Raw genomic sequence first — 23,225 nt, 5'->3', positions numbered from 1 at the left:
TCACAACAGCCCATGCCGGTGCGCGTCCACCCGGACAATTTTTTTTAATATTTACAGTGGCAGCCACACACACGGCGACTCAACCACCACACCCACACCCCACACACAACCATGCGCACGGGGCAGGCACAAAACAATAAAGCTCCTTAGAAAGGAGGTGATCCAGCCGCACCTTCCGGTACGGCTACCTTGTTACGACTTCGTCCCAATCGCCGATCCCACCTTCGACAGCTCCCCCACAAGGATAGGCCACTGGCTTCGGGTGTTACCAACTTTCATGACGTGACGGGCGGTGTGTACAAGGCCCGGGAACGTATTCACCGCAGCATTGCTGATCTGCGATTACTAGCGACTCCGACTTCATGGGGTCGAGTTGCAGACCCCAATCCGAACTACGACCGGCTTTCAGCGATTAGCCCCACCTCACAGTGTCGCACACGCGTTGTACCGACCATTGTAGCATGTGTGAAGCCCTGGACATAAGGGGCATGATGATTTGACGTCATCCCCACCTTCCTCCGAGTTAACCCCGGCAGTCTCTCATGAGTCCCCACCACAACGTGCTGGCAACATAAGACAAGGGTTGCGCTCGTTGCGGGACTTAACCCAACATCTCACGACACGAGCTGACGACAACCATGCACCACCTGTACACCAGCCACAAAGGGAAACCGTATCTCTACAGCGATCTAGTGTATGTCAAGCCCAGGTAAGGTTCTTCGCGTTGCATCGAATTAATCCACATGCTCCGCCGCTTGTGCGGGCCCCCGTCAATTCCTTTGAGTTTTAGCCTTGCGGCCGTACTCCCCAGGCGGGGCGCTTAATGCGTTAGCTACGGCACGAACCCCGTGGAAGGGACTCACACCTAGCGCCCACCGTTTACGGCATGGACTACCAGGGTATCTAATCCTGTTCGCTACCCATGCTTTCGCTCCTCAGCGTCAGTTACTGCCCAGAGACCTGCCTTCGCCATCGGTGTTCCTCCTGATATCTGCGCATTTCACCGCTACACCAGGAATTCCAGTCTCCCCTACAGCACTCAAGTTATGCCCGTATCGCCTGCAGTCCCACAGTTAAGCCGTGGACTTACACAAACGACGCGACAAACCACCTACGAGCTCTTTACGCCCAGTAATTCCGGACAACGCTCGCACCCTACGTATTACCGCGGCTGCTGGCACGTAGTTAGCCGGTGCTTCTTATCCAGGTACCGTCACTTGCGCTTCGTCCCTGGCGAAAGGAGTTTACAACCCGAAGGCCGTCATCCCCCACGCGGCGTCGCTGCATCAGGCTTGCGCCCATTGTGCAATATTCCCCACTGCTGCCTCCCGTAGGAGTCTGGGCCGTATCTCAGTCCCAATGTGGCCGCACACCCTCTCAGGCCGGCTACCCGTCGACGCCTTGGTAGGCCATTACCCCACCAACAAGCTGATAGGCCGCGAGCTCATCCCATACCGCAAAAGCTTTCCAACCACACACCAACATGCAGCTCCTATCCGGTATTAGACCCAGTTTCCCAAGCTTATCCCGAAGTACAGGGCAGATCACCCACGTGTTACTCACCCGTTCGCCACTCGAGTACCAAAGCAAGCTTCGGCCTTTCCGTTCGACTTGCATGTGTTAAGCACGCCGCCAGCGTTCATCCTGAGCCAGGATCAAACTCTCCACAAAAACATTTCAGCAGAAACATCCAGGCGTGAAAAGCCCAAACCCAACCACAAACAAACCAACCACCACCCCCACACACAGCAAGGGCAATGAACTGGCCAATCCTCAAATTACCTACAAACACTGACCCCACAATCCGACGAGGAAAAACCAGGGCCAGCAAAAAATGCGATCTGAAACAATCACACATCACGGTGAAACCACCAGCAATGCCGCCATCAAAGGTTCACGACACCACAACCGGCACACACCCACCCACACCCCACACAACGCAGAACATGAGCAGACACACCACAATGCACAACCACACAAACCACAAACAAAAAACAAAAGTACATTGGCACACTATCGAGTTCTCACACGACACACCCCACGCACAAACCCCGCGGGAAAACTGAATCTACACAACCACCCAACACAAAGTCAAACAGTCATCCAACCCAGCACCACCAGAAGTTCACCTCACAGCAACCCAACCGGCAGCGAGAAAGAACATTAACCCCACCCACCACACAACACAAATCACCTGGCCACAGGGCATAAATGCTTAGTGGTACGTGGCGATGGGTCCGTGCGGCCCCTCGATGACCTTTACCTCGGTGTTGAAGATCTCCGTGAGCAGGTCGTCCCTCATGATCTCCGCCGGCGTGCCAAAGGCCGCGATCTGCCCGTCTTTGGCCGCGCAGATGAAGTCGGCGTACCGGGCGGCGAAGTTAATGTCGTGCAGCACGATGATGATGGTCCGGCCCAGGTCGTGGGCGGCGTCGTATAGGTGCTTCATCATCTCGACGGAGTGGGCGATGTCCAGGTTGTTCAGGGGCTCGTCGAGAAGCACGTAATCGGTCTCCTGGCACAGCACCATGGCTACGTATGCGCGCTGCCGCTGCCCTCCCGACAGCTGGTCCAGGTAGCGGTTCTCCAACGCGGACAGCCCGAGGAAGTCGATGTATTTGGTGATGATCTCCTCGTCCTGCGCCGTGAGCCTGCCCCGCGAGTAGGGGAAGCGCCCGAACCCGACGAGCTGGCGCACGGTGAGCCGGGTGACGAAGTGGTTCTCCTGCTTCAGGATGGAAATGACCTTGGCCAGGTCCTTCGACTTGGTGTCGGTCACATCCATGGTCCCGATCTGGACGGTGCCCTCGTCAATGGCGAGCAGGCGCCCGATCATGGTGAGCAGGGTGGATTTGCCCGCGCCGTTCGGGCCGACGAGCGCGGTGATCCCGCCCGAGGGAATCTGCAGGTTGACGGGCCCGATGGCGACATCGTCGCCGTAGGCCTTGCGGACGTCAGTAAGCGTAATCACATGCGCCCCTTTCTCAAGACGACGACCAGGAAGGTGATGCCGCCCACCAGCTCGATGATGATGGACACCACGCCCTGGGCGTAAAACACGTGGTTCATGATGAAGTACGCACCGGTGAGCACCACGTAGCCCAACAGGATAGCCATCGGGAAGATGTAGCGGTGGTCGTACGTGTCGGTGAACTGGTACGCGAGCGTGGCCACGAGGAACCCCAGGAACGTCATCGGCCCGACCAACGCCGTCGACACGGCCATGAGCACCGAGACGAGAACAAGGGTGTAGATCGCGTGCTTGCGGAAGCTCACCCCGAGGTTCACCGCCACGTCGCGGCCGAGCGAGAGCACATTGAGCCGGCGCGAGTTGAGCATGACCAGCGTCACCGCCACGACGACCAGCGGGATGGCCACCGGGTAAAAGTCGGGGTTGGCGTTGTTGACGGAGCCGAAGAGTCTGGCGCTGAGCACGTCGAACTCGCTGGGCGTGAGCATGCGCTGCATGAACGTCGATACGCTCGCGAGCCCTCCCCCGATGACGATGCCGACGAGCAGCATCGCGTGCAGGTTGGCGGCGTTGTCCGCCAGCAGCCACGTGTACAGCAGCAGCGACAACCCGACCATGAGCGCGAGCTGCAGCACGAACATCTCCAGCGTGCGGGCGCTGAGCAGGCCCGTCGCCCCGAGGAAGTACACCGTGGCCGTGTTGATCACCACGTAGAGGGACTCGAACCCCATGATCGAGGGCGTGAGGATCCGGTTGCCGGTAACCGTCTGGAACGCGACCGTCGCCACGCCTTGGCACACGGCGACCACCGCCATCGCCGTGACGGCGTCCATCCGGCGCTCCGCGATGAGCCAGTAGGCGCGGGTGCCAAATTCGACGGGGTTGCCGTAGGCGAGAAGACCCGCTGTAAACAGCAGCGCGAGTGCAGCCAGCCCGGCCAAAGCGACGAAGTAGCGCCGCTTGCTTTTCGACGTCTGAAACGCCCCGACATTCCGTGCAGTGCTACCCACGACGAACCTGCCTGACAATGAGCGCGATGAACACGACAGCGCCGACAACGCCGAGGATGACGGATACCGGCATCTCAAACGGCGCGATCACGGTGCGCCCCAGAAGGTCGCACACGGTGACGATCCCGATGCCGAGCAGGCACACCCAGGGCAGATTGGAGCGCAGGTCGTCGCCGCGGACCATGGAGACGATGTTGGGCACGATGAGCCCCAAAAACGGCAGGTTCCCCACCACGACGGTGACCACCCCGGCCGCAATCGCCACCATGGAGGTGCCGACGAGCACGATCTGGTTGTAATTCAGGCCGATATTCGTGGCCACGTCCTCGCCGAGGCCGGCCGCGGTGAGCCTGTCCGCGTAGAAGAACACCGCCACGACCACGAACAGGACGATCCACAGCACCTCGTACTGGCCGGCGATGACGCTGGTGAACGACCCGGCGAACCACACGCCCAGCGACTGCAGCAGCTGCGTCTGCAGCGCCCAGAAGGTGGACACCGAGCTAACCACGGCCCCGAGCATGATGCCCACGATGGGCACGATGAGGCTGGAACGCAGGGTCACCCGGCGCAAAAAAGCGAAGAACACCATCGTGCCCACGAAGGCGAAGGCGACCGCGACGATCATCCGTACGAGGACTGACGCATTGGGCGCGAACACCATAGTGGCCAACAGGCCCAGGCCCGCCCACTCCGTCGTGCCCGTGGTTGTGGGTTCGACGAAGCGGTTCTGGGTGAGCATCTGCATGATCAACCCGCTCATCGCCATGGCCGCGCCGGCCAGGACGAGCGCCACGGTGCGCGGCACGCGGGTGGTCTGGAACATCGCCCAGCCGTCTGAGTTGCCGAGAATGTCGTACTGCCCCACCGCCAGCGACGCGAACAGGAGCCCGGCGACAACACCGACACCCGCCAGGAACTTCCAGTTGAGAAGTGCCGGGCGGGTGGTGGCGGTGGTCTGCGGCATTACTTGGCGGCCTCGAACTTGTCTGCGAGCTCGTTGAGGATCTCAGTGTAGGTGATGATGGACTCGTTGGTGTAGGTGTCCGACGGGGAAACATAGACGCGGTCGTCCTTGACTGCGTTCACGTTCTGCAGCGGGGCGGAGTCCTTGATCACGTTCATCGCGGCCGGGGATCCCTCGTCGGTGCGGGTGCCCGCGTCGCGGTCGAGGATGAGCATCCAGTCGGGGTTGGAAGCGGCGATGGCCTCCACCGAGATGTCGTCACCCTGGTGGTCGTTGGTCGCGTTCTGCACCTCGAGCGCCGGCTTCATGCCGATCAGGTCGAACAGCGGGCCCCAGGTGCGACCGATCGTCGGGGCGACGTAGCCGATCTCGCCGCCGGAGACGTTGACGGCCATGACGGTCTGCTCGGGGTTGTATGCGTCCTTGGCTCGCTGGAGGGCGTTGGTGAAGTCGTCGACAAGCTTCTGCGCCTCGTCCTGCTTGCCGAAGATCTCGCCGAGAGCCTCGGTCTGGCGGATGAGCTCCTTGTCGAAGGGCTCACCGTCGCGCGGCTCGAAGTCGACCAGCACGGCGTCGGGGACGAGCTTCTCAATGTCGGCGTCGTGCTGCTGGAAGCGCTGGCCGGAGACGATCAGGTCGGGCTCGGCGGCGACGATGGCCTCGAGGTTCGGCTCGCGGTGGTTGCCGATGTCGACGATGTTCTCGTTGTCGCCGATGCCGGGGATGGTCACGGGCACGAGGGCGCGGGGGGCTGCGACGGGTTCGATGCCCCAGGTGTCGAGGATCTCGAACGAGCGGTTGTCCAGCGCGACGACGCGCTGTGCGGGGCTCGGAACTTCCTTCACACCCTCGTTGTCCTCCACAGTCACCGTCTGGGATTCCGCGGCGGCGGTGGAGGTCGTGGTCTCCTGCTCGCTGGTGGAGCAGGACGCGAGTGCGAGGGAGGCGGCGGCCACCACGGTGGCCGCGAGTGCGCGTGCGCTGAAACGGGTCACGTTCCGTTTCCTTTCATGTCGAAAAATTAGGTAAGGGTTACCTAGGTAAAAATACGGGCAGGGGGCAAGTTAGCCAACCCTTACCCCCGCCCTGACATAGAATTACATTACACAAGTGTTTCTTAAATCATCCAGCGGGGGTAATAGCGGGCAAAACGTGGGTTGCGAACTCCTCCATTTGCTCCTCGGCGCTGCGGTCCGAAATACGGAAATTCACCATCACGTGGCTCACCCCGATCTCGCGCTGCGCCCTCAGCAAACGGATCAGCGCGTTGCGGCCGAGCCGGTAGCCGAAGGTGTGGCCCTCCGCCGGCGCGTCGGGGTCGGGGTGGATGTCCAGCCAGAGCGACTCCGCGAACGGCTTCCACCCGCCGCCGAGCGCCTCGACGCTCGCGTTCCAATTCCGCACGTTCACCTTCTGCACGTCCAGACCCTTGTGGTACATCAGCCACCCGTGCGTGTGCTCCGCACGCCACTCCATCGTCTGCTGCAGCGAGCCCGTGGCCAGCAGCGGCACCTCCCGGGCGCACGGCTTAGGCACCACGTCGGACCCGCCCATCTTCCCGCCCGACCATCTGATCGGCCGGTAGCTTGTGGTCAGCGCCTCGCGGTAGACACGGAGGTGCTCCGCCATGACGTCCCCCCTGGTCCCGCGGTCCTGGCCAAAGGCCGGAAACTCCTCCGGCCGGTCCCCCGTGGCGATGCCGAACAGGAACCTGCCGCCGGAGAGTCGGTCGAGCGTGGCGGCACGCTTGGCCATGAGCAGAGGGTGCTGGAACGGCACGACGATCGCCGCCGTGCCCAGCGCGATCCGCGACGTGTGCGCGGCCAGATACGACAGGTACATCCAGGGGTCCCACACCTGGCCGACGTCCCCGAACGTTTCCACGCGCAGCGGAATGTCGCGCACCCACACCGCGGCGAACCCGGCGTCCTCCGCCATGCGGACCAGGCGCACCTGGTTTTCGAGCGAATCCTGCGGGCTCTCCTCCGCGTTTGCCTCGATCGGCAGGCTCAGCCCGACGGTGAGCTCGCCCTGGCGGAATGTCCTGGTGAAGCCGGGAAGCTGCGTATACGGCGCGGTGGAAAGTTGAAAAAGCGGGTTGGTCTCAGCCATATCCGCAGCCTACAGCGCGGAATCCTCCACTTCGCGCTCCTCCCAGGAGGCGATGTTGTCCGGGTGCACCGTCAACTCACGGCCGAGGAGGTCCTCGGCGGTGAACTCGGTGCCGGCGTCGATGGCCTCGCGCAGCTGAGCGACGCGGTCCTCGCCCGTTTCGGGGTGGGTGGTGCGGAAGTAGAGGGTGTCGCCCTCGTGCTGGGTGATCTCGATCGCTTCTACGCGCATGGTGGGGCCTTTCTGGGTGCGGAATCGGTGACGTGCATCACTTTACCGGCTCGTGCCAGGGTTCGTGTTCGACCGGAAGGGGGTTTCGGCCCCAAAAATCGACCCAATCACGCATTCCGGTCGAACAGGCAATGCACGCAGGCAGAGAACGCGCAGAGAAAAAGCCCCGAACCGTAACCGGTCCGGGGCTCTAGCCTCTCGGTGGAGCTGCCGGGAATTGAACCCGGGTCCTTCATCACCGCGCCAGGGCTTCTCCGTGCGCAGTCCGCGCTACGCCTCTACTCGGCCCTCCGGATCAGGCGAACATGTCCGGATGGCGGGCCCAGCCAGTGTGGAAAGTCCCCGCGGGCCGCACTGACACGGCCCTTGGGCAAGTCCCCTAAGTCGATGCCAGGTACCGGGACGGGAACAGGCCCGACCTGACAGACACGCGGTCGCTAGCTCTTAGGCAGCGAGGGCGTAGTCACGCTGAGAGTTCTTCTCTGCGTTTATTGTTTGCTGCGACGCTCACGGTGGTCTCCAGCCTGCACCGGCACGCTTCCCCTGGCTTGGTCAATGAAGTCGAAACCATAATCAACCCCAAAAACTACGAAGAAACGTAGGATCCCTAACCCTACTCAGCGCTCAGGATGTGCGCAAGGGGGTGATCCGCAGGAAGTCGATCACGGTGTCGGGGCCGGCATCGACGGCGAGGCGCACCGCCTTGGCCACATCGACCGGATCCATCTTGGCGCGGGTGTCGCCGGCAATCATGTCGGTATCGGTCGGCCCCGGGTGCAGCGAGGTCACCCGCACCCGACCCTGCTCCTCCAGGCGCAGGGTGTCGGTGAATCCCCGCAGCGCGTACTTCGTGGAGCAGTAGATGCTGCCGTTTTCCAGGCCGCGCAACCCGGCGCCGGAGTTGATGGTGACGATGAGGCCCCGGGAGCGTCGCAAAGCGGGCAGAAGCTCGCGCACCAGCGTCACGCCAGCGAAAAAGTTGACCTCGAAGCCCTCGCGCCACTCCTGCGCCGTGAGCTCGTCGAAAGGCCCCTTGGGGTAGATGCCGGCGGCGTGGACGAGCACGTCGAGCTCGTCGACGCCCGCGCACGCGGCCGCGATCGCCTCCGGGTTGCGCAGGTCCACCTCGAAGGGCTCCGCGCTCGGGAGCGTGTCGACGACCCCCGAAGCGTCAGCAGACGCCCCCACGAGTACGTGGTGGTCGCGGCCGAGTTCCTGCGCAATAGCGCGGCCGATCCCGCGCGACGCTCCCGTCACCAGTGCCTTTTTCACGCCTTGATCCCCTTGAACTTCTGGCCTAGGTCCCGCGCGATCTCGCGGTCCTCGGTGCGGCGCTTGATGGCCTGGCGCTTGTCGTAGTCCTGCTTGCCCTGCGCGAGCCCCAGCTCCACCTTCGCTTTCCCGTCTTTAAGGTACATGGAGAGGGGCACGAGGGTCCGGTTGCCGTCGCGAAGCTTGCCCTCGAGCGAGTCGATCTCGCGGCGGTGCATGAGCAGCTTGCGCGTGCGCCGGGGCGAGTGGTTCGTCCACGATCCCATCGAGTACTCCGGAATGTGCAGGTTGCGCAGCCACACTTCACCGTTGTCGATGGTCGCGAAGGCTTCGACCAGGCTGGCCTTGCCTTCGCGCAACGACTTGATTTCCGTGCCGACGAGCACGATGCCCGTCTCCCAGGTGTCCAGGATGGTGTAGTCGTGGCGAGCCTTCCGGTTCGTCGCGATGACGCCCCCGGAGGTTGTGTTCTTTTTCTTCTTCGCCATAGTCGGGTCGAGTTTACCCGGCTACTTCCTCACGTAGGAACGCAGTGCCACCTGGGCGGCGATCCCGCCGAGCACCATGGCCACGAGGGTGACCAGCGGCATGACGGTGAGCACCGCGGAATCGGGCACGCGGGCGATGAGCTGGGAGGCGTAGAGGTCCCCCAGCATCGGGTCGACAAGGAAGCGCTTGCCCAGCCACGCACCGAGTGTGGCGAGGATCCCGCCCACGAGGACCGACACCACGGCCTCGGCCACGAACGGCGCCTGGGTGAACCAGCGCGACGCGCCCACCATGCGCATGATGCCGATCTGTTCTCGGCGGTTAAACGCCGCCAGCTGCACCATGTTGGTGATGAGGAACAATGCCGCGAGCGCCTGCGCCGCGGCGACGACGAAGGTGACGTTGCGGAAGGTGTCCATGGTGCCGGCGGCCTCGCGAACGGTGTCGGCCTGGTCGGTGATGACGGTTACCTGCGGCATGTCGGCGACCTGCTCCACCGGCCGGGTGTCGGCGGGGTCGCTCAGGCGCACGTGGAGCGCGGCCGGCAGCGCGTCCGGGGTGGTCTCGCGCACGAGGTCGGGCTCGGTGTCCTGGAACAGCTCGACGAAGCGCTCATACGACTGCTGCCGCGAGCGGAAGGTCACCTGCTCCACGCCGTCGCTGGCCTGGAGGCGGTCGCGCACCTCGCGGCACTCCGCCGAGGAGCAGTCGGTGTCGTTGGCCGAGATGTTCTCGTCGAGCTCGATCATCACCTCGACGCGGTCGAGGTAGAGGTCCTTCGTCTCGGACGTGGCCTGCGAGATCATGATCCCGGCGCCGACGAGCATGAGCGAGAGCGCGGTGGTGATGATCAGCGCGATGGTCATGGTCAGGTTCCGCCCGAGGCCGCGCATGGCCTCGCGGGCGACAAATCCCCAGTTCATCTAGCGTGCCTCCGTTCCGTAGATGCCGTGCTTCTCGTCGCGCACCAGCTTGCCTAGGTTCAGCTCCATCACGCGCTGGCGCATGTCGTTGACGGCGCGCGCGTTGTGGGTGGACATAATCACCGTCGAACCGAAACGGTTGATGCGGGTTAAAAGCGCCATGATCTCGTCTGCGGTTGCGGGGTCCAGGTTGCCGGTGGGTTCGTCGGCAAGCACGAGCGGGGGCTTATCGACGAACGCGCGCGCGATGGCCACGCGCTGCTGCTCGCCTCCGGAGAGCTCGTGGGGGTAGCGGTTGGCCTTGGCGTCGAGGCCGACCAGTTCGAGGGCCTGCGGGACGAGTTTGGTGATCTTGGCTTTCGGCTTGCCCGTGACCTCGAGGGCGAAGGCGACGTTGTCGTACACGTTGAGCTTGGGCAGCAGGCGGAAGTCCTGGAAGACGTAGCCGATGGACTGGCGCAGCTTATTGATCTCGCTTCCCTTGAGCGCGTTGACGTGGAAGTCGCCGAAGTGGATGTCGCCGCTGGTGACGTTTTCTTCGCGGATCATCAGCTCGAGGAACGTCGACTTGCCTGAGCCGGACGGGCCGATGAGGAAGACGAACTCCCCTTTTTCTATCTCGAAGGAGACGTCGTCCAGCGCGGGCCGGGTCGACGTCGGGTAGACCTTGGTGACGTTGGCGAATGTAATCACCCGTCACACCCTACCCGCGCGTTACTGTCCGGTGTCAGCCATCCGCCACCGGATGCCGGCCTCGAGGAAGCCGTCGATGTCGCCGTCGAGCACCTTCTGCGGGTCACCCACCTCGTAGTTCGTGCGCAGATCCTTCACCATCTGGTACGGGTGCAGCACGTACGAGCGCATCTGGTTGCCCCAGGAGGCGTTGCCGCCGGCGCCGAGCGCGTCCATTTCCGCCTTCTCCTCCTGGCGCTTGCGTTCGAGCAACTTGGACTGCAAAACGTTTAAGGCCGACGCCTTGTTCTGGATCTGCGACTTCTCGTTCTGGCACGTCACCACGATCCCGGTGGGCAGGTGCGTGATGCGCACGGCGGAATCCGTGGTGTTGACGGACTGCCCGCCGGGGCCGGAGGAGCGGTAGACGTCCACGCGGATGTCCGAATCCGGGATGTCAATGTGGTCGGTCTGCTCCACCACGGGGAGCACCTCGACCTCGGCGAACGACGTCTGCCGGCGGCCCTGGTTGTCGAACGGGGAGATGCGCACCAGCCGGTGCGCGCCCTGCTCCACGGAAAGCTGGCCGTACATGTACTCGCCGTGGACGACGAAGGTGGCGGACTTGATGCCCGCCTCCTCCGCGTACGAGATGTCGTACACGTCGACCTTGTGGCCGCTCTTCTCCGCCCAGCGCGTGTACATGCGCATCAGCATCTCCGCCCAGTCCGCGGCGTCGACGCCGCCGGCGCCGGAACGGATGTTGACCACGGCCTCGCGCTCGTCGTACTCGCCGGAGAGCATCGTCTGCACCTCGAGCGAGCCGACGGCCTCCTCCAGCGCGGAAAGCTCGTCATCAACCAGTGCCGGCTCACCCTCTCCCTCGGCGAGCTCGTACATCACCGGAAGGTCGTCGATACGCTCGCGCAGCGACGCGACCTTCTTCAGCCGCGCCTGCACGTTGGACAGCTCGGTGGTGACCTTCTGCGCGTGCGCCGGGTCGTCCCACAGAGAGGGGTCGCCCGCCTGCTGCTCGAGCTCCCGCGCGCGCTCCGCCAGCACGTCGAGGTCCATCACCTTTTCAATGGTGGTCAGCGTCGAATCGAGGTTCTGGATGCGTGTCGAGGTCTCCGGTTGCATAACATGTAAGTCTAGCCTGCGCGTTCGCGCGGGCCCCGGACGAGGGAGCCGCACCCGGAAACGCGACAAGACGGCCAGAAAGTACGCACCATGGCATGGATCATTTTGCTCCTCTCCGGCGCTTTCGAGGCGGTGTGGGCAATCGCTCTGGACCGCTCGCAGGCCCTGACCCGCCCGGTGCCCGCGGTTGTCTTCTTCGTTGCCCTGGCGATTTCCATGGGGGGACTGGCCTGGGCGCTGCGCACCGTCCCCCTCGGCACCGGGTACGCGGTGTGGGTCGGCGTCGGCGCCTCGCTCGCGGTTGTGTACTCCTTTGCACCGGGGCAAGAAGCGATCACGCCGCTGAAGGTCACGTTCCTGCTCATGGTCGTCGGCGGCATCGCCGGGCTGAAGCTGGTTGTCTAACGCGCAATAATGGTCTCCATGACTGCTGCCTTCATCTCCGCCCATGCCGATTCCGACGACGCCACGCTTGCCGCCGCACTCGTCGAGCACGCAGGCCACCTCGCGCTGCGCATGCGTGACGACGGCCTGTCCACGCAGCAGAAAACCTCCGTCTCCGACGTGGTGACCGACGCCGACCGCGCCGCCGAGCAGTTCGTCGCCGACGCGCTCGAGGCGTTGCGCCCGGATGATGGCGTCGTGGGCGAGGAGGGGGCGAGTCGGGCGTCGGCAAGCGGGCGCACCTGGGTGATCGACCCGGTCGACGGGACCTACAACTTCTCGCGCGGCTCCGACTACTTCTGCTCCGCGCTCGCGCTCGTCGACGGCGCGGTCGGCGCACCAGAGGAGATCCTCGTCGGCGCGGTGCACCGACCCGCGTTTGCCACGACGTGGCTTGCGGCCGGCGGGGTTGCCACGCGCAACGGCGAGCGCCTGCCGCAGCTCGAGGACGCCGGGCTCGACCAGCTCGCCCTGGCAACCTACTTGCACCCGCGCTCGATGAGTAACGAGGCGATTCACAAGGTCTGGGTCTCCGCGGTCAAGGACGCCGCGACAATCCGCATGTGGGGCGCTGGTTCCCTCGATCTGGCCACGGTTGCGTCCGGCGGGATCGGCGGCTGGCTGCAGCACTCCGTGGCGGACTGGGACTGGCTGCCTGGCAAGGCGCTCGTCGAAGCAGTCGGCGGGCGCGCGATCAAGGTCGAGGCCGGTGGCGTCACGTGGTGCGTGGCCGGCAACCCGCTCATCGTCGACGAGGTGGCGGGTAAACTCACTGAGCATGTCTAACTACGCTGACGACCTCGCCCTCGCACTCAAACTTGCGGATCTCGCGGACGGGATCACCATCGAGCGCTTCGAAGCGGCCGACCTAAACGTCGAATCCAAGCCCGATATGACCCCTGTCTCCGACGCCGACCTGGCCGTCGAGGAGGCGCTGCGCGCTGAGCTTTCGGCCGCGCGTCCGGCCGACGCCGTCCTCGGCGAGGAGTTCGGCGGCGAGGCGGTCATCGAGGGTCGGCAGTGGGGCATTGACCCGATCGACGGCACGAAGAACTTCGTGCGCGGTGTGCCGGTGTGGGCGACGCTGATCGCCCTGCTTGTCGACGGCCAGCCGGTCGTCGGCGTCATCTCCGCTCCCGCCCTGGCGCGCCGTTGGTACGCCTCCGCCGATGCTGGCGCGTGGCGCACCTTCAGCACGGGCGCGCTGAAGCGCCTGAACGTGTCCAAGGTCTCCGCCCTGTCCGACGCGTCGGTGTCGATGTCCTCTCTGGAAGGCTGGCAGGAGCGCGGCCTGCGCGACAACCTCATCGCTTTGACCGAAAAGACCTGGCGGCTGCGCGGCTACGGCGATTTCCTGAGCTACTGCTTCGTCGCGGAGGGCGCGGTCGACATCGCGCTTGAGCCCGAGGTGTCGCTGTGGGACCTCGCGGCGCTCGCCGTTTTGGTTTCTGAGGCCGGGGGCACGTTTACGTCGTTAAGTGGAGAAAAGGGCCCGCACGGCGGCGACGCTGTCGCGACCAATGGGGCCCTCCACGAGGCAGTGCTGAAAGAAGTTACGGGAGCCTAAACCCGCTGCCCGGCGCGGATCCGCTGTTCATGGCGGCGAGGATCGCCTCGAAGCGCGCCGAGGATGTCGGGGAGAAGATCGGGCCCTGCAAGGGCGAGTAGCAGGGCGCGTTGATGATGCCGCCGTTGACGATGCCCACCAGGGAGTCGCCGGCGAGCAGGGGCGCGCCGGAGTCGCCCTGCATCGCGCACACCTGGTTGAGGTTGGTGACCCCATCATCGATCCAGGTCACACCGCAGGTTTGCGCTGAGGCGTAACCGGACTTGCACACCACCTGGCCGAACGCGCGCGGCGCGGCGCCGAGGTGGTTGACCGTCACGCCGTTGTAGGTGCGGCTGACCTCGGCGTTGTGATAAAGCTCAATGGTGGCGTAGTCCAGTGCGCGGTTGACCGCCGCAATGCGGCCGGATACGCCCACGCCGAGCGCGTCGGCCGAGATCACCGACTCACCCTCGGAGTCGCAGTGGCCGGCGGTGACGGCGACCATGCGGCCGGCTGCATCGTAGCCGGCGGCGGCGATGGTGCACATTGACGAGCCGTCGATGTAGACGGGAGTGCCCGGACCGTAGAGGGCCTTGCCGCGGTTGACCTGCGCGTCCCACGCCTCCGGGGCGATCGGAGCGGCATCGTGAAACGACCCCGGCACGCGGTGCAGCACGCGTTCAGCCGTGGGCTTTCCGGCCAGCACCTTGGACACCGGATCGGTGCGCCAGATGTAATTCGGGTCCTCCTGCGCGTGGGCGAGCGCCGCCCCCGCCATGACAACGATAAGGGCGAAAAGAGGGGCGAGCAGGCGGCGGACGATGTGATGACGCTTTCTCTTGCGTAACTTCTGTAACAGCAATATAGCATTACCGCGCCACCACGACTAGGTTGGTGCGCACGACCTCACACGGGCGCCCCACTGGTTAGGGGCCGAGACCGCGCCGAAGGAGCCGCGCGGGCACCGTTCGAACCTGCCTGGTTAGCACCAGCGAAGGAAGTAAGGAGCCAATTCGTGACCGATTCGTACGCGCAAGAAATCCACCCCAAGCACAGCTACGCGCCGATCCGCGCAGGCGGCCTGGAAGTGCCCGAAACCGCCATCTCACTCGACGACTCGCCAAGCGGTCCAAACGAACCCTTCCGGACCTACCGCACCCGCGGGCCATGGGCACAGCCCGAGGAAGGACTACCGGCGCTGCGCAGCACGTGGATCGCCGAGCGCGGCGACGTCGAGGAGTACACCGGGCGCCAACGCAACCTGCTTGACGACGGCACACGGGCCGCCAAGCGCGGCTCCGCCTCCGAGGAGTGGCGGGGAGCCAGGCGAAACCCGCTTCGCGCCCACCCCGGCAAGCGCGTGACCCAGATGCACTACGCCCGCCGCGGCGAAATCACCCCCGAGATGGAGTTCGTCGCCCTGCGCGAGCACTGCGACGTAGAGAAGGTGCGCTCGCAAGTCGCCGCTGGCCGCGCAATCATCCCGAACAACGTCAACCACCCCGAGAGCGAGCCGATGATCATCGGCAACGCGTTTCTAACCAAGATCAACGCCAATATCGGCAACTCCGCCGTGACCTCATCAATCCGCGAGGAGGTGGACAAGCTACGCTGGGCAACCCGCTGGGGTGCCGACACCGTGATGGATCTGTCCACCGGCAACGACATCCACACCACCCGCGAGTGGATCATCCGCAACTCCCCCGTCCCGATCGGCACCGTGCCCATCTACCAGGCCCTGGAGAAGGTCGGCGGCATTGCCGAGGATTTGACCTGGGACATCTTCCGCGACACCGTCATCGAACAGTGCGAGCAGGGCGTGGACTACATGACCATCCACGCCGGAGTTCGCCTGCCGTTCGTGCCGCTGACCACCCGGCGCGTCACGGGCATCGTCTCCCGCGGCGGCTCGATTATGGCCGGCTGGTGCCTCGCCCACCACAAGGAGTCCTTCCTTTACGAGAACTTCGACGAGCTCTGCGAGATCTTCGCGGCCTACGACGTCGCCTTCTCGCTCGGCGACGGACTGCGTCCCGGCTCGGTGGCCGACGCCAACGACGCCGCCCAATTCGCCGAGCTGAAGACCATCGGCGAGCTGTGCCACCGCGCCTGGGATTTCGACGTCCAGGTGATGATCGAGGGCCCCGGCCACGTGCCGCTGGACATGATCCAGATCAACAACGACAAGGAAAAGGAGTGGTGCGGCGGGGCGCCCTTCTACACGCTTGGCCCCCTAGTCACCGACATCGCCCCGGGGTATGACCACATCACCTCCGCGATCGGTGCGGCCAACATCGCCGCGGGCGGCACCGCGATGCTGTGCTATGTCACCCCGAAGGAGCACCTCGGCCTGCCGAACAAGGACGACGTGAAGACGGGCGTGATCACCTACAAGATCGCCGCGCACGCCGCCGACGTGGCGAAGGGGCATCCGGGCGCCCGGGACTGGGACGACGCGATGAGCAAGGCCCGCTTCGAATTCCGCTGGGAGGACCAGTTCGCGCTCTCCCTCGACCCGGATACCGCGCGCGCCTACCACGACGAGACCCTGCCCGCCGAACCGGCCAAGACCGCGCACTTCTGCTCCATGTGCGGGCCGAAGTTCTGCTCGATGCGGATCTCCCAGGACATCCGGGACGAGTTCGGCGACACCATCGAATCCCTGGGCATGCCCACCGTCGACGCCGTCCTCGGCGAGCAGCACATGGCGCATGTTTTCCGCGAACACGGCTCGCAGGTCTACCTCCCCGAGTAAGCCACCCGAGTAGGTTATGGGCATGGACAAAACACCCGCGAAGCAGAGGCTGCTCCTCCCCGACATCGCCCGCGGCGTCTCCCTGCTGGGCATCGCCGCAGCCAACTCGGTCCAAGCCTGGATCACCACCGGCACCTCCAGCGCCGGCGCGCCAGGAGACACCCTCGGCGGCGTCGACCCCTCGAGCGGGTGGGACGCCTTCTTCGCCGTGTTCTCCGCAATGTTCGTTCACGTGCGCGGCCTGCCGATGTTTTCCACGCTGCTCGGCTTCGGCTTCGGGCTCGTGGTGGCGAGCCTGTACCGCAAGCACTACCCGCTGCGCGACGCGCGCCGGGTGCTTCTGCGCCGCTACGGCACCCTCGCTGCGCTGGGGCTAATCCACATGCTCGCGCTTTTCTACGGCGACATCATGCTCACCTATGGGCTCATCGGCGTGCTCATGGCTCTACTGTTCACCGTCAGCGCGAAGTGGCTGCGCCTGATCGCCTACATCTTGCTGGGATTTTTCGCCGTTACCGGCACCGCCGGCGCTTTTGCTGTGTACTTCTTCGAGCCCGGGGCCCTGCCCGATATGCGCGCCCCCACCACGGAGCTGTTAACCGTGGGTGACTATTTCAGCGCCAACTTTTCCGCGGCGATGCTGATGCTCACTTCGATCCCCTTCGCGGTCGGTTCTCTCGCCGGGCTGAGCATCATCGGCTACGTCTGGGCGACGGAGGGTTACCTGGTGAACGTCGATAAGCATCGCGCTATTCTGCGGCAATGGGTCTATGTCGCCGTGGCGATCACCCTGCTGCTCGGGCTTCCGTGGGGTCTCGCGGCGATCGGGGTGATCGACCCGGGCCTCGAGGAGTTCTTCTGGATCCTCAACCAGTCCTGGGGGCCGTTCACCGGCCCCGGAATCCTCGCCGCGTTCGCGCTGGCGACAAACGGGATGCAAAAGCGCGCCGCCCAGGCGCACGCGGCGCCCCGCTGGGCCTACCCCCTCATCGCGCTGGGCAAGCGCTCCATGTCGGGCTACCTCGCGCAATCGCTGCTGTTCATCATCCTCGCTTCTCCGTTCGGGTTCGGGCTCGGCCTGGACGCGAACGTCACCGGCAAGCTCGGGGTGGGCCTGCTCGTCTGGCTGATCACGCTGCTTTTTGCCTCCGTCCTCGAGGCCACCCGCACCCCCGGCCCGTTCGAGTGGGTTCACCGCCGCATCGCCTACGGGCGCACCGGCGCGATCGAACCGAGGCCCGCACATGCTTAAGTGCGAGCTCGACCTGCGCTGTTACTTTGTCACCGGGAGCGGTAGCGAGCGCGACATCGTCGCCCGCGCGCGAGACGCCGCGCGCGCCGGAGCCGGTGTCATCCAGGTGCGCAGCAAACCCATCTCCGCGCGCGAGCTCTACACCCTCGGCCGCGAGGTCGCCCGCGCGGTGCGCGAGGCCAACCCCGCCACGCGCGTGCTTATCGACGACCGCGTCGACGTCGCGCTCGCCCTGTGCGACGAGGGTGTTCACGGCGTCCACCTCGGCCAAGACGACCTCGACGTCCGCGTTGCCCGGCGGCTACTCGGCCCGGAAGCGATCATCGGACTGACCACGGGGACGCTTCAGCTCGTGCGCGCGGCCAATGAACTAGCTGGAGACATCGACTACGTCGGGGCCGGGCCGTTTCGCGCCACCCCGACGAAGGACTCGGGCCGGCCGCTACTCGGTGTCGACGGCTACCGCCCCCTCGTCGCCGAGTCCCTCGTGCCCGTCGTAGCCATCGGCGATGTCACGGTCGACGACGCCGCCGAGCTCGCCTCCACCGGCGTCGACGGGCTCGCTCTGGTGCGCGGCATCATGAACGCCGAGGACACCGGCGCCTACGTGGCGCGCGTACTCTCCGAGTTCGAACGCGGCGCAGCAGATTAATCCCCATGTCCAGCCGCAAAGTTTTCTACAGCGTCATCTTTTTCCTCGTCACGGCAGGATGGGCCGCGAACCACTTCGCGGCCGTTCTCGTGGCCCTTAAAGAGCGCGCGCACCTCGAGCCGCTGCTGGTCAACGGCGCCTACGGAATCTACGCAGCCGGTCTGTTTCCGTGCCTTCTGGCCGGCGGGATCCTCGCCGACCGCTTCGGAGGCCGCCCGATTGTCATTGCGGGCACGATCGTCTCCGCGCTCGGAAACCTGGGCCTTGCCTTCTCGCACAGCGCCGCCGCCCTGCTGTCGGGCCGCTTCGTCGTCGGGCTCGGCGTCGGACTTGTCGTGAGCGCGGGAACGGCGTGGGCGGCGAGGCTCCGCGGCGCGCAAGGTGCGACCCTCGCCGGCATCTTTTTGACCTCCGGCTTCGCCCTCGGGCCGATCTTCTCCGGAATTTTCGCCTATGCCCAGTCGCGGATTTGGGAGCTCTACGCGGTGAAATTCGCTCTGTCGCTGCTGGCCATCGTGGTCTCCCTGGTCATCGGCGACACACCCCACCACGCGGTAACCCAGGGCCCCGACGGCCCCGCACCAGCGCCCGCCGCGGCACCGGCGCAGCGCTCATCCACCAAGGCGCTGGCGACGGCATTGCCGGTGGCAGTGTGGGTCTTCGCCTCCATCACTACCGCGGTTGTCGGGCTCGCCGCTCGCGTCGCCCACTACTTCCCTACCGGGGTGTTCATGCCGGGAATCGCCGCCGTTCTCGGTTTCGGCACCGCGCTTGTGCTCCAGGCTCTGGGCAGGCGCTTCGACTGGGGCCCGCGCGCCGGCGTCATCGGCGCGCTGTGCTCCGCGACGGTACTGGCGATTGCCGGCTTCGCTGGAACCAACCCCACGCTCGCAGCCTTCGTCGCAGCGACTATCGCGTTGGGTGCGGCGTACGGTTTGTGCCTGCGCGACGGGCTTCTCGACGTCGACACATACGCTCCCCTCCACGCGCGCGGCCGCGTCCTCGGCATTTACTACGTGGGCACTTACATCGGATTCGCCCTGCCGCCGCTGTTGCAGTGGCTGGAGCCGCTGGCCGGGCCGACGGTGCCCCTGCTCGTGCTCGCCGCCCTGGCTCTGACCTCAGCCGTCGTGCGCTTTACCCAGATTAAGACCGGCTACCTCTCCCGCGCCTAAGCTTGGGGCCATGATTGCGATCTCGCCGCTGGCGCAGCTTACCGCTCTGCAGACCCATGCCCTGTTCAAGCTTCGCGTTGACGTGTTCGTCGTCGAGCAGCAGTGCCCGTTTGCTGAGATCGACGACATTGACGCGCACCCGGACACCCGCCACCTTCTGGCGTGGTCGGATGAGGATCCGGCCGAGCTGCTCGGGTGCGCACGGGTGTTTCCCACCGACTCCGGCAGCCGGTTCGGCCGCTTCGTCGTTGCCCCAGCTGCGCGTGGCACGGGCCTCGGCCATGAGATCGTGCGCACCGGCATCGCCTACACCCAGCGATTCTCCGGCGGCCTTGTTATCGAGGCCCAATCCGGGCTGGTGGGTTACTACACCGGCTTCGGCTTCGTCGCCGAGGGCGAGGAATTCCTTGATGCCGGCATCCCGCACGTGATGATGCGGCTGCGGCGCTGACAGTTAGAACAGGTCGGCGAGCGATAGACCGCCGAGGACGAGTGTGATCAGGAAGATCAGCCCGCCGACGATGTTTCCCACCAGCGAGTTCGCGTGCTCGCCCAGCAGACGCTTGTTGTTCATCGTGATCAGAAGGAAAAACGCGATGACGGGCAACAAGATGCCGTTCGCGGCCTGGGCGAGGATGATGACCTGGATCGGGTTGAACCCGGAGATCGCGATCGCCGCGCCGCACAGGACCACGACCACCACGATGGCGCGGAAGCGCTGGCTCTTCATGTCCGTGGGCCAGCCCATGACGCCGCAGATCGCGTACGCCGCGCCCATTGGACCGGCGACAGCGGAGGTCATGCCCGCGGCGAACAGGCCGATTGCGAGCAGCCACGGGGCGGCGTCGCCAAGCATCGGGCGAAGCGGCTCGGCGAGGTCGGCGGCGGATTCCGCCTGAAGTCCTTGCGCAAACATCGTCGCAGCGGCCGTTGCGACGATCGCCAGCGTGATCAAACCACCGAGGCTGATGGAAACAACGTTGTCTATCCGCGCCTTCTTCAGTGCGGGGTCCCGCGGCTCGTCTCCCCACTTTTCCTGCACCAGGTTGGAGTGCAAGAAGACGTTGTAGGGAACGACCGTCGTGCCGATAAGCGCGACCGCGGAGAGAACAGCGCCGTCCGGCACGCTGGGCATGAAGGTGGAGCGCAGCATGTCCCCGAGGTCGGGCCCCACACTGATGGCCGTGATCACGAAGGTCAGCGCCAGGATGCCCACGAGTACCGTCATCACCTTTTCCAAAAGCGCGTAGCTTCCCGAAAGCAGCAAGGCCAGCACCACCGCGGCCACCCCGACGGAGAGCAGCACTTGCGACCACCCCGTCACGCTGGCGATCGCGAGCGAGGTTCCCGTCGTGTCGCCCCCGGCGTACGCAGCGCCGCCGATTCCGATCGCGGAAACGACCAGGACGATCATCAGCCACTTCACAATCTGCGAATTAAACGTCTGGCGCAGCGCTTCGCCGGTGCTGAGGCGAGCCGCGAGTCCGAGACGCACAGACATTTCCTGCAGGATGATCGTTGCCACGATGGAGAAAACAATCGCCCAGACGAGCGCGTAGCCGTAGCTCGCGCCGGTCACCGTGGCTGTGGTGACCGTACCCGGGCCGATGAACGATGCCGCGATGAGCAGCCCCGGCCCAAACATGCCGGACTTACGCTGTGGCGCTGTGGTGGTTTCAACAGTGGACATCGCGTACCTCGAATCCGCCTATGAATGTGAGTTACATCACGTTGGTGACAGCTTAGTACTGTCGCGCTACCCCGCGGGGTGCATTTCACTACCTGTCTCCCTAGCGCCTCACAGAGATGCCTTTAGTAGGAGCTGAACCCGTCCTCGCTTAAGGTGTGCTTCTCGTCGCCGGTGATCGCCGGGTTGAAGATGCTGACCAGGATCAGATCCTCGTCCTTGCCGCCGCGCAGGTAGTGGGCGTCGTGCTCGTCGAGCACGTAGATGGTGCCCGGCGTGATCGGGTAGATGTTGCCCTCGGTGTCTTCAACCTCACCGGAGCCGCCGATGCAGTAGCACGCCTCCAGGTGGTTGCGGTACTGCAGCTTGGACTCGGTGCCCGCGCGCACCACGGTGTGCGCCACCGCGAAACCCATATTGTCCTTCGCGGTGAGCACGCGCTCGGAGGTCCCTCCGCCCCACTCAACCTTTTCCACATCGTTGCGAGACCTGGTGAACATGAAATCCTCCTCAAGATTTACGTGTTGGCGATTGCGTTACACCTTTCAACCCTACGTAAACTCCAACCTCGCGCGCTCGGGCGCGAGCCGGATTCCGCCCCCCTCGTGTGGAACAATGGAACCATGTCTGGCACGCCAACCGCCGTCATCGGCGCGGGAATCATCGGGTTGAGCACCGCCTTAACCCTGGCAGATCGCGGCCATTCGGTCACCGTCTACGACCCTGCACCAGCCCGCGGCGCCTCCCACTACGCGGGCGGAATGCTCGCGCCGGCTTCAGAGGTGGTGTACAAGCAAGACCCGCTTCTACCGCTGATGCAGGCCTCAGCCAGCCGCTACCCGGAGCTGATCGCGTTGTGCCGGAAGTACTCCGACCTGCCGACGGGCTACCGCACCGAGGGCACCCTCGTGGTTGCTCGCGACCGCGCCGACAGCACCTTTCTGGACGATCTGCTCAGCTACCAGCACGCCCGCGGGGTGCACGCGCAGCGCCTCACGGTGCGCCAGGCCCGGGCGCTGGAACCCGCACTGTCTCCCGCGCTGTCCTCGGCGGTGCTCAGCAGCGGCGATCACCAGGTCAGGCCGCGGCTGTTGACGCGCGCGCTTATCGACGCCTGCACCAACGCCGGGGTGAGTTTCGTGCGCGAGCAGGTCACTGACGTTTCCGATCTTGCGCACCAGCAGGTAGTCATCGCCGCCGGCCTCGGCGCGAAAGACATCTCCGGGTGGGACGAGGGGGACAAAAACCCGCTGCAGCTGCGCCCGGTCTACGGCGATATCCTGCAGCTCCGGGCCCCGAAACACCTTGACCCGCTCGCCACCAGGGTGGTCCGCGGTGTGGTGGAGGGCAGGGCGATCTACGTCATCCCGCGCGAGGATGCGACGCTGACCGTGGGCGCAACCAGCCGCGAGGACGGCCGCGCAAACGCGCAAGCCCAGGGCGTGTACCAGCTTCTGCGCGACGCGATTGAGATTCTGCCCGGCATTGAGGACTGCGATTTCATCGAGGCCGGCGCGGGCGCCCGGCCCGCCACGCCGGACGATCTGCCCTACCTCGGGCGTGTTAGCGAGCGCGTGGTTGTCAGCACCGGGTACTTCCGCCACGGGATTTTGCTGGCGGCGCTGGCGGCGCGGTGCGCAGCGGAGCTCGTCGAGAAGCAAAAGCCCTGCCTAGACTTGAGTGCATGCGACCCGATGCGCCACAGGAGGACACAATGAGCAGAAACATTTTGGTCAACGACACCGCGCGAGACACCGATGCGGCGACGGTCAGCGAGCTCGTGCGTGAGGTGCTCGGCGATGTTCCCGACGCCGGCACCGCCGTCGCAATCGACTCGGCCGTCGTCCCGCGCTCGAAGTGGGAGTCGACGCAGCTTGCCGACGGGGCGCGCGTGGACATCCTCACCGCAGTCCAGGGGGGCTAG

General features: G+C 65.0%; 24 protein-coding genes, 1 rRNA gene, 1 other RNA gene and 2 riboswitches. Of the genes, 10 read left to right on the top strand and 16 right to left on the bottom strand.

Annotated features, from left to right (window positions below; translation table 11 throughout):
• Positions 1-150 precede the first annotated feature (150 nt).
• The 13 genes from BLS40_RS00290 to prfB form a co-directional block, all read right to left on the bottom strand.
• Positions 151-1,671 (bottom strand): 16S ribosomal RNA (locus BLS40_RS00290).
• A gap of 544 nt (positions 1,672-2,215) precedes the next feature.
• A complete protein-coding gene (locus tag BLS40_RS00285) occupies positions 2,216-2,971 on the bottom strand; it encodes an iron ABC transporter ATP-binding protein (RefSeq protein ID WP_092147230.1) in 756 nt (251 codons plus the stop codon).
• The gene (locus BLS40_RS00280; protein ID WP_092147227.1) at positions 2,968-3,981 is read right to left on the bottom strand and encodes an iron chelate uptake ABC transporter family permease subunit; all 1,014 of its coding nucleotides are present in this window, start codon (positions 3,979-3,981) and stop codon (positions 2,968-2,970) included. The genes BLS40_RS00285 and BLS40_RS00280 overlap by 4 nt, the downstream gene beginning before the upstream one ends.
• The gene (locus BLS40_RS00275; protein WP_092147224.1) at positions 3,974-4,948 is read right to left on the bottom strand and encodes an ABC transporter permease; all 975 of its coding nucleotides are present in this window, start codon (positions 4,946-4,948) and stop codon (positions 3,974-3,976) included. Before BLS40_RS00275 ends, BLS40_RS00280 begins: the two co-directional genes overlap by 8 nt.
• Positions 4,948-5,943, bottom strand: coding sequence for a siderophore ABC transporter substrate-binding protein (locus BLS40_RS00270; protein WP_092147221.1), 996 nt, complete (start codon positions 5,941-5,943; stop codon positions 4,948-4,950). The genes BLS40_RS00275 and BLS40_RS00270 overlap by 1 nt, the downstream gene beginning before the upstream one ends.
• Positions 5,944-6,070: 127 nt before the next feature.
• A complete protein-coding gene (locus BLS40_RS00265; RefSeq protein ID WP_092147218.1) occupies positions 6,071-7,060 on the bottom strand; it encodes an LLM class oxidoreductase in 990 nt (329 codons plus the stop codon).
• Between the two features lie 9 nt (positions 7,061-7,069).
• Positions 7,070-7,291: a hypothetical protein gene (locus BLS40_RS00260; protein WP_092147215.1), complete on the bottom strand. Its 222-nt coding sequence runs from the start codon at positions 7,289-7,291 to the stop codon at positions 7,070-7,072.
• A 199-nt stretch (positions 7,292-7,490) separates the two neighbouring features.
• Positions 7,491-7,872: a transfer-messenger RNA gene (gene ssrA, locus BLS40_RS00255) on the bottom strand.
• 43 nt (positions 7,873-7,915) lie between these two features.
• On the bottom strand, positions 7,916-8,563 hold the full coding sequence (locus BLS40_RS00250) for an SDR family oxidoreductase (RefSeq protein WP_092147212.1): 648 nt from the start codon (positions 8,561-8,563) through the stop codon (positions 7,916-7,918).
• On the bottom strand, positions 8,560-9,051 hold the full coding sequence (gene smpB / locus BLS40_RS00245) for an SsrA-binding protein SmpB (protein WP_092147209.1): 492 nt from the start codon (positions 9,049-9,051) through the stop codon (positions 8,560-8,562). The genes BLS40_RS00250 and smpB overlap by 4 nt, the downstream gene beginning before the upstream one ends.
• Before the next feature lie 21 nt (positions 9,052-9,072).
• Positions 9,073-9,975, bottom strand: a complete 903-nt coding sequence (gene ftsX / locus BLS40_RS00240) for a permease-like cell division protein FtsX (protein WP_092147206.1) — start codon at positions 9,973-9,975, stop codon at positions 9,073-9,075.
• A complete protein-coding gene (gene ftsE, locus BLS40_RS00235) occupies positions 9,976-10,668 on the bottom strand; it encodes a cell division ATP-binding protein FtsE (RefSeq protein WP_092147203.1) in 693 nt (230 codons plus the stop codon).
• A gap of 21 nt (positions 10,669-10,689) precedes the next feature.
• Complete coding sequence (prfB, locus tag BLS40_RS00230; RefSeq protein WP_092147200.1) at positions 10,690-11,787, bottom strand: peptide chain release factor 2; 1,098 nt, start codon at positions 11,785-11,787, stop codon at positions 10,690-10,692.
• 10 nt (positions 11,788-11,797) lie between these two features.
• Positions 11,798-11,866, top strand: a riboswitch (guanidine-III (ykkC-III) riboswitch).
• An 11-nt stretch (positions 11,867-11,877) separates the two neighbouring features.
• On the opposite strand from prfB, the gene BLS40_RS00225 reads away from it, so the two are divergent.
• From BLS40_RS00225 to hisN, 3 genes are read left to right on the top strand one after another with little or no spacing between them, the layout of a single operon-like run.
• Positions 11,878-12,192 (top strand): DMT family transporter, encoded by a 315-nt coding sequence (locus tag BLS40_RS00225; protein WP_092147197.1) that lies wholly within the window; start codon positions 11,878-11,880, stop codon positions 12,190-12,192.
• 9 nt (positions 12,193-12,201) lie between these two features.
• Complete coding sequence (locus tag BLS40_RS00220) at positions 12,202-13,017, top strand: inositol monophosphatase family protein (RefSeq protein WP_092147194.1); 816 nt, start codon at positions 12,202-12,204, stop codon at positions 13,015-13,017.
• The gene (gene hisN, locus BLS40_RS00215; RefSeq protein ID WP_092147191.1) at positions 13,010-13,798 is read left to right on the top strand and encodes a histidinol-phosphatase; all 789 of its coding nucleotides are present in this window, start codon (positions 13,010-13,012) and stop codon (positions 13,796-13,798) included. Before BLS40_RS00220 ends, hisN begins: the two co-directional genes overlap by 8 nt.
• On the opposite strand, the gene BLS40_RS00210 is transcribed toward hisN, so the two are convergent.
• Positions 13,785-14,558 (bottom strand): S1 family peptidase, encoded by a 774-nt coding sequence (locus tag BLS40_RS00210; protein ID WP_231908467.1) that lies wholly within the window; start codon positions 14,556-14,558, stop codon positions 13,785-13,787. The genes hisN and BLS40_RS00210 overlap by 14 nt on opposite strands.
• Before the next feature lie 122 nt (positions 14,559-14,680).
• A riboswitch (TPP riboswitch) is annotated at positions 14,681-14,797 on the top strand.
• Between BLS40_RS00210 and thiC the strand changes: the two genes are divergently transcribed.
• The 5 genes from thiC (at position 14,796) to BLS40_RS00185 (ending at position 20,065) form a co-directional block, all read left to right on the top strand.
• Positions 14,796-16,535 (top strand): phosphomethylpyrimidine synthase ThiC, encoded by a 1,740-nt coding sequence (thiC, locus tag BLS40_RS00205; RefSeq protein WP_092147188.1) that lies wholly within the window; start codon positions 14,796-14,798, stop codon positions 16,533-16,535. (Overlaps the previous riboswitch by 2 nt.)
• 22 nt (positions 16,536-16,557) lie before the next feature.
• On the top strand, positions 16,558-17,787 hold the full coding sequence (locus tag BLS40_RS00200) for a DUF418 domain-containing protein (RefSeq protein WP_092147185.1): 1,230 nt from the start codon (positions 16,558-16,560) through the stop codon (positions 17,785-17,787).
• Entirely contained in the window at positions 17,780-18,439 is a 660-nt protein-coding gene (locus BLS40_RS00195) for a thiamine phosphate synthase (RefSeq protein ID WP_092147182.1), read from the top strand. Before BLS40_RS00200 ends, BLS40_RS00195 begins: the two co-directional genes overlap by 8 nt.
• Positions 18,440-18,444: 5 nt before the next feature.
• Positions 18,445-19,614 carry an MFS transporter gene (locus tag BLS40_RS00190; protein ID WP_092147179.1) on the top strand — a complete coding sequence of 390 codons (1,170 nt, stop codon included), beginning with the start codon at positions 18,445-18,447 and terminating at the stop codon, positions 19,612-19,614.
• A gap of 10 nt (positions 19,615-19,624) precedes the next feature.
• Positions 19,625-20,065, top strand: a complete 441-nt coding sequence (locus tag BLS40_RS00185) for a GNAT family N-acetyltransferase (RefSeq protein WP_092147176.1) — start codon at positions 19,625-19,627, stop codon at positions 20,063-20,065.
• 3 nt (positions 20,066-20,068) lie between these two features.
• Here BLS40_RS00185 and BLS40_RS00180 read toward each other — a convergent pair whose 3' ends face one another.
• Positions 20,069-21,304 (bottom strand): Nramp family divalent metal transporter, encoded by a 1,236-nt coding sequence (locus BLS40_RS00180; protein WP_231908462.1) that lies wholly within the window; start codon positions 21,302-21,304, stop codon positions 20,069-20,071.
• A 122-nt stretch (positions 21,305-21,426) separates the two neighbouring features.
• Positions 21,427-21,801 (bottom strand): ectoine synthase, encoded by a 375-nt coding sequence (locus tag BLS40_RS00175; RefSeq protein WP_092147173.1) that lies wholly within the window; start codon positions 21,799-21,801, stop codon positions 21,427-21,429.
• Positions 21,802-21,924: 123 nt separating this feature from the next.
• On the opposite strand from BLS40_RS00175, the gene thiO reads away from it, so the two are divergent.
• Both thiO and thiS read left to right on the top strand, forming a co-directional pair.
• Positions 21,925-23,019, top strand: a complete 1,095-nt coding sequence (gene thiO / locus BLS40_RS00170; RefSeq protein WP_092147170.1) for a glycine oxidase ThiO — start codon at positions 21,925-21,927, stop codon at positions 23,017-23,019.
• Positions 23,016-23,225, top strand: coding sequence for a sulfur carrier protein ThiS (gene thiS / locus BLS40_RS00165; RefSeq protein ID WP_092147167.1), 210 nt, complete (start codon positions 23,016-23,018; stop codon positions 23,223-23,225). Before thiO ends, thiS begins: the two co-directional genes overlap by 4 nt.

It is taken from the genome of Corynebacterium mycetoides, from assembly GCF_900103625.1.
In the GTDB taxonomy this organism is placed as follows: Bacteria; Actinomycetota; Actinomycetes; order Mycobacteriales; family Mycobacteriaceae; genus Corynebacterium; species Corynebacterium mycetoides.
Note: the sequence above shows the minus strand (reverse complement) of the source record. Positions and strands in the feature narration are given on the sequence as shown.

Excerpts from the sequence above, each read along its gene's own strand:
- thiS (WP_092147167.1), top strand. The coding sequence starts at position 23,016 with ATGAGCAGAAACATTTTGGTCAACGACACCGCGCGAGACACCGATGCG.
- BLS40_RS00260 (WP_092147215.1), bottom strand. The coding sequence starts at position 7,291 with ATGCGCGTAGAAGCGATCGAGATCACCCAGCACGAGGGCGACACCCTC.
- BLS40_RS00175 (WP_092147173.1), bottom strand. The coding sequence starts at position 21,801 with ATGTTCACCAGGTCTCGCAACGATGTGGAAAAGGTTGAGTGGGGCGGA.
- BLS40_RS00180 (WP_231908462.1), bottom strand. The coding sequence starts at position 21,304 with ATGTCCACTGTTGAAACCACCACAGCGCCACAGCGTAAGTCCGGCATG.
- BLS40_RS00185 (WP_092147176.1), top strand. The coding sequence starts at position 19,625 with ATGATTGCGATCTCGCCGCTGGCGCAGCTTACCGCTCTGCAGACCCAT.
- BLS40_RS00195 (WP_092147182.1), top strand. The coding sequence starts at position 17,780 with ATGCTTAAGTGCGAGCTCGACCTGCGCTGTTACTTTGTCACCGGGAGC.
- BLS40_RS00190 (WP_092147179.1), top strand. The coding sequence starts at position 18,445 with ATGTCCAGCCGCAAAGTTTTCTACAGCGTCATCTTTTTCCTCGTCACG.
- smpB (WP_092147209.1), bottom strand. The coding sequence starts at position 9,051 with ATGGCGAAGAAGAAAAAGAACACAACCTCCGGGGGCGTCATCGCGACG.
- hisN (WP_092147191.1), top strand. The coding sequence starts at position 13,010 with ATGTCTAACTACGCTGACGACCTCGCCCTCGCACTCAAACTTGCGGAT.
- ftsX (WP_092147206.1), bottom strand. The coding sequence starts at position 9,975 with ATGAACTGGGGATTTGTCGCCCGCGAGGCCATGCGCGGCCTCGGGCGG.
- prfB (WP_092147200.1), bottom strand. The coding sequence starts at position 11,787 with ATGCAACCGGAGACCTCGACACGCATCCAGAACCTCGATTCGACGCTG.
- BLS40_RS00200 (WP_092147185.1), top strand. The coding sequence starts at position 16,558 with ATGGACAAAACACCCGCGAAGCAGAGGCTGCTCCTCCCCGACATCGCC.
- BLS40_RS00210 (WP_231908467.1), bottom strand. The coding sequence starts at position 14,558 with ATGGCGGGGGCGGCGCTCGCCCACGCGCAGGAGGACCCGAATTACATC.
- BLS40_RS00265 (WP_092147218.1), bottom strand. The coding sequence starts at position 7,060 with ATGGCTGAGACCAACCCGCTTTTTCAACTTTCCACCGCGCCGTATACG.
- thiO (WP_092147170.1), top strand. The coding sequence starts at position 21,925 with ATGTCTGGCACGCCAACCGCCGTCATCGGCGCGGGAATCATCGGGTTG.
- BLS40_RS00220 (WP_092147194.1), top strand. The coding sequence starts at position 12,202 with ATGGTCTCCATGACTGCTGCCTTCATCTCCGCCCATGCCGATTCCGAC.
- BLS40_RS00225 (WP_092147197.1), top strand. The coding sequence starts at position 11,878 with ATGGCATGGATCATTTTGCTCCTCTCCGGCGCTTTCGAGGCGGTGTGG.
- BLS40_RS00275 (WP_092147224.1), bottom strand. The coding sequence starts at position 4,948 with ATGCCGCAGACCACCGCCACCACCCGCCCGGCACTTCTCAACTGGAAG.